The organism is Streptomyces sp. NRRL F-2664 (genome assembly GCF_000719345.1).
Classification (GTDB): Bacteria; Actinomycetota; Actinomycetes; order Streptomycetales; family Streptomycetaceae; genus Streptomyces.
Genome location: NZ_JOFX01000124.1, coordinates 1 through 4,268, shown reverse-complemented (window position 1 = coordinate 4,268; position 4,268 = coordinate 1). Strand labels below are relative to the sequence as shown.

General features: G+C 65.8%; 4 protein-coding genes and 2 pseudogenes. 3 read left to right on the top strand and 3 right to left on the bottom strand.

The genetic code is table 11. The features are described 5' to 3' along the window. From IF89_RS48540 to IF89_RS46600, 3 genes and pseudogenes are all read left to right on the top strand, one after another. A pseudogene (locus tag IF89_RS48540) lies at positions 1-188 on the top strand (hypothetical protein); the annotation flags it as partial. A 911-nt stretch (positions 189-1,099) separates the two neighbouring features. Further along, positions 1,100-1,381, top strand: a pseudogene (locus IF89_RS0134455) (helicase); the annotation flags it as partial. 210 nt (positions 1,382-1,591) lie between these two features. After that, the gene (locus tag IF89_RS46600; protein WP_158718083.1) at positions 1,592-2,074 is read left to right on the top strand and encodes a hypothetical protein; all 483 of its coding nucleotides are present in this window, start codon (positions 1,592-1,594) and stop codon (positions 2,072-2,074) included. Between the two features lie 903 nt (positions 2,075-2,977). Here IF89_RS46600 and IF89_RS0134450 read toward each other — a convergent pair. Genes IF89_RS0134450 through IF89_RS0134440 form a run of 3 tightly spaced genes read right to left on the bottom strand, consistent with a single transcriptional unit; the run spans position 2,978 to position 3,891 of the window. After that, the gene (locus IF89_RS0134450) at positions 2,978-3,301 is read right to left on the bottom strand and encodes a hypothetical protein (protein WP_030776672.1); all 324 of its coding nucleotides are present in this window, start codon (positions 3,299-3,301) and stop codon (positions 2,978-2,980) included. Continuing rightward, positions 3,298-3,666, bottom strand: coding sequence for a DUF6247 family protein (locus IF89_RS0134445; protein WP_030776669.1), 369 nt, complete (start codon positions 3,664-3,666; stop codon positions 3,298-3,300). The genes IF89_RS0134450 and IF89_RS0134445 overlap by 4 nt, the downstream gene beginning before the upstream one ends. 33 nt (positions 3,667-3,699) lie before the next feature. Continuing rightward, on the bottom strand, positions 3,700-3,891 hold the full coding sequence (locus tag IF89_RS0134440) for a type II toxin-antitoxin system Phd/YefM family antitoxin (protein ID WP_030776666.1): 192 nt from the start codon (positions 3,889-3,891) through the stop codon (positions 3,700-3,702). Positions 3,892-4,268: the final 377 nt, after the last annotated feature.

Here is a 4,268-nt window from a genome sequence, read left to right as displayed (position 1 = left end):
CGTCGAGAGAACCATCGCCCGCATCAAGACCTGGCGCATCCTCCGCAAAGCCCGCCTCAGCCCCAGCAGATGTTGCACAAGCCCTCAACACGAGGCCCCGCAAAACCCTCGGTAGGAGAACACCAGCAGAAGCCCTCAACGAACACCTACTATCGCTCCAGGAAGCCGGCGTTGCGACGACCGGTTGAATCCAAGCAGTACACCAGCCGTGAACTCGCCGCTCTGGCAGCAAAGTTCAGCATCAGGCTGTCGGTCGGACGCACCGGGCAGTGCTGGGACAACGCCCTCGCCGAATCGTTCTTCTCCACCCTGAAAACGAGCTGGGTGACAACCGCCCCCGGCCCACCCGGGCCACTGCCCGCACCGCGATATTCGAGTGGATCGAGAGCTGGTACAACGTGCACCTGCCCGCAGCAGCCCCGGCTACCGCAGCCCCGCCGAATACAAGACCGCCATCGCGGCCTGACCAACACACCAAAAGTGTCTGGGCAAAGCGGAACAAGCTCACGCACCGCTGGCATGGGCCGCGCCCGTGCCCGCCCACGGTCTGGCGCCGACAGGCCGCACATCTCCTCTGCTGAGCGTCTGCCGCCCCAAGCACCACGCGCACAGGCCCGGACCCGGACGCAGTCGGCGCAGCTTCGTGCAGCCGGGACAGCGCCCGTGCACGGCGTCATGAGCGGACGTGAACATGGATCTTCAACCTGCCAAGCAGGAGGAGGATGACCGACAGCCGCGAGGGTCACAAGGGAGGAAGTGACCGTCTCCCGGCAGCCCTCAGCGGGGCAGGCGACGACTGCCCGTCCCGCAGCCTCGCTTGTACGGACGCCGTGGCCGGCGGCGCTGCGGGACTCAACACGAGGAGGTCCCCAGGAGCGCAGTCCCGAGCCGCGCAGATCGCACCCGGCACTCACACGGCCCTGATCAGCAACAACGCGCTCCGCGCAGTACCGACCGGCAACCAACCGACCCACCCAGACACCAAAAACGACAGCCCCAAGACGGCATCCATGTCACCAGCCAAACCCGCACGGCAACCAACCAACCTGCAAAAACCCATATCCCCCGCACTGACATCACGACGCCAGAACCCGCAGATCGCCACTCCCACACGTACGGCACCCGGATTTTCGATCTTGGGCTGGCGCAGGCGGTGGAACGCTCGATCCTCGCCGGTTTCGAGATCGACGTGCTGGAGATCCGCGACCCCGACCCGATCCTGGGCCTGTCGGAAGACGCGCTGCGCGGCCGGCGCACGGCCCTGCTCCAGGCCGCACTGCTGGAGCACGCGGCGCAGCAGAATCTGCACACCACCATGCTCTTCCACCAGCGGGTCGATGAGGCGGCCGCGCTCGCCGAACAGATACCGCGCACAGCTTCACGATAGACGCTTTACCCTTCCTCTTCTGCGTCGACCAGAGGAGGGGAAAGACACCCAATCAGATGTTTACGCAGCCCGATCGGATGTTCGCGCAGCTTAATTCACCCGCTAGGCTAAGCCGCCTGACCGTTGGGGATATCTGCATGCTTGGCAGCTCTGACGCGCCGAACCACTAGACCATAAAAGCGAAACGGGAAATAAGTACACAAGATGCGAGCCAGGATTGCAAAGATTTCGATCAGTCTTGCATTTGGCGGATCGATGCTGATCCCCCATGCCGCTGCTGCGGCAAGCTCGGATGGGGCCCCGGCTGCCGCTTCTCCTGCCGTGTCATGGGGAGATAATGCGGATGGCTGGGTCGGCAAGATTGTCAACGAAAGCTCAACCCATATAACGCCAATCGATGTCTTCAACATTCCCGGCATGGGGACAGGCTGGGTGGTTTCACCCGGCAATACCCAGTCGTGGAAGGGTGCGAAATCAATTTTTGGCGGACCTGCCAACGTTAAAGCAACCTACAGCATATCCGGAGGCGGATCCGTAGTATTCGACGCCTGGTCTGACTTCACCGGCGGGGCCTACGTCTCATGCCAGGTCGTCGGTAACGACTCGTATACGTGCGAGCCCAATAAGGGGTTCCCGGGAGCCATAACCCCTGACAGCCAGGTCAGGTGGGTATTTAAAAACAAGTAGCTGAACCGGCTGCTCGAGAAACCGTCACACAGAGCTAAACCCCATTCGCAGGGTTTGGTCAATCTGATGGGACGGCGAAGAGGACGGCTCGCCGTCGGGCGAGGCTCTCCAGGACGGGTGTTCCTTGGGGGTCTGGCTCAGGTTTGTGATCGGTGACACTAAGTGATCGATCTTGGTGCCCGCAGGGACCGGAGATCGTCTGAAAGTCGTCGGCTGAGCAGGAGGTGAGGCCGACAGCCGGCGGCTATGACGCAATCCTGTTCTCTGATCGGGGAGTTGTTGTTTCCGTTGCTGTCGGCGGTGGAGGTGATCCGTGTGGTGGCGGGCACTCCTGTGGTGCGGGAGCTCCCTGCCGCCGGCGTCGACATTCAACCGGTTGGTGCACGCGGTGGCCGACGGGCAGGGCCTTGTGGGATCGGCGGCGCAGCGGCGGTGGCATGCGTCGCAGCCGGCAGTTCCAGCCGCGCCGCTCACCGGGCGGTCGGCAGCCAGGGCGGCCGCGGGAGCGTCGGCGCTCGCCGGCTACATACTCAACCGCGTTGCCACCACCCGACGGTAGGGAGGCCCCGGCTCGGAGGACCGGCTCCTCGCGGACGGTCCAGCCGGTGTATTGACAACTCGGGTCGAGCGTCTCGTCGAGCAGCTCGCCGTGTCGTCGTTGATCCCCAAGAACAGCGTGCGACCGCTGTAGGAGGAGTCGTTGATGCCGCTCACGACGTGGTGATCACCTCTAGCCTGACCCACCCCGCCCCTGGTGCAGCTGTCCGGCCCCGCACCCGTGTCCGCGGGCAGGTGGTGCGGGTGACGACCGGCGAGCCCCCGCCGCTCAGCTGACCTCGGACAGGATCGGGCCCGTAGCTTCCCGCTGGTGCAATTGATCCCCGTGCCCCCCGCCTCCGCGGTTCAGGCCCAGAACGCGTCGGTGATGGTGATCTGCGGGTCGGCGTGGCGGCGGATGAAGGTGAAGATGAGCCAGCCGCGGCCGCCGGCGAGGTCGGCGATGTGGGGGCCTCCTGGACTGGTCGAAGCCAGCGGGCGGACGGTGATCCAGTGCGGCAGGGACGCATCCGCGTCGATCCCCCGGTAGTAGGGATCCGAGACCGTGATCAACTCGGCGCGGGCTGCCAGCACCAGCTTCTTCCCGTCCTCCGGCATGGTCTCGAACTCCTGGAGCGCTTCGGCCGTCCAATCCATCTTCCAGGGCGGGTGGGGGAACTCATCGGTCACCGGCCAGGCTCCGCAGCTGCCGCCTGGTGGCGCAGCCGGCTGTACTCGGCCAGGAGGGCAGCGGATTCCTCAGGGTCCTCGGATTCCACAGCGCGGGCCTGGAGGTCGCGCAGGTGTGCCTCCAGGCTGGGGTCGCGGGCGATGGCGTACTGCGTCCACCACAAACGCATGAAGGCCGGTACCGGAGTGAGGTTGAAGGCGTCGGCGATCGCCCGACGCCAGTGGGCCTCGAAGTCCGGGAGCAGGTGAGGGGCGTGCTCCTGGATGGCCAGGCGGAGGGCCTGGGGGGTGCGCTCGGGCATCGGCGGAACACGGCGGGGCCGATCACCGCCGGGGCCGTCGAAGTGAAGGGGCTGCGCTGTCATGAACGGAAGGCTCCTGATGTGCCTGTGGTCTGGTCAGGCCGCGGTCGGGTCGGCGGGTGACGGACGCTGTGCCATGTACTGCTCGAACCATTCGGCGGGGACCAGGTAGGCGACGGTCTTGCCCTTCCGGGTGATCGCGGCCGGCTCACCTGCAATCCGTGTGCGGTCGAGGATCTCGCCCATCTGCTTACGGAGGTCGATCGTCGTATAAGTCTTCGGCTCCATACGCCACACCCTACCCGAACTATCATAGTTGCAATAGTTCGGGAGGCGGGCCGCAGTCACCGGCTTCCCTTCCCGCCCCGGGCGCCTCCCGTTCAGTGAGCAGGGCGGTGGAGCGGCCGTGGTCCCGGGCGGGCAGGCGCGACGTGCAGTACATGAGCCGCACCCGGGCCCCACTAGGCAGTGTCCGGCGGATCAGGGGTCGAGCGCGCCTTCTCTATCCGGTGCCGCCGACCTGTGGGGAGCCGACAAGGTTCCTCCGGTGGGAACCCGTGCCTGTCCCCGCCGGACGAGCCCGTCGCCGGGTGACCTGCCGCCGTCAGCCGATCCGCCGAGCTAGCACCTGCCCCGGCCATGCCTCGGACAGGAAACGTTCGGTG

Bases quoted from the DNA above. Each gene is read 5' to 3' on its own strand.
- IF89_RS0134445 (WP_030776669.1), bottom strand. From the start codon at position 3,666: ATGACAGCGCAGCCCCTTCACTTCGACGGCCCCGGCGGTGATCGGCCC.
- IF89_RS0134440 (WP_030776666.1), bottom strand. From the start codon at position 3,891: ATGGAGCCGAAGACTTATACGACGATCGACCTCCGTAAGCAGATGGGC.
- IF89_RS46600 (WP_158718083.1), top strand. From the start codon at position 1,592: ATGCGAGCCAGGATTGCAAAGATTTCGATCAGTCTTGCATTTGGCGGA.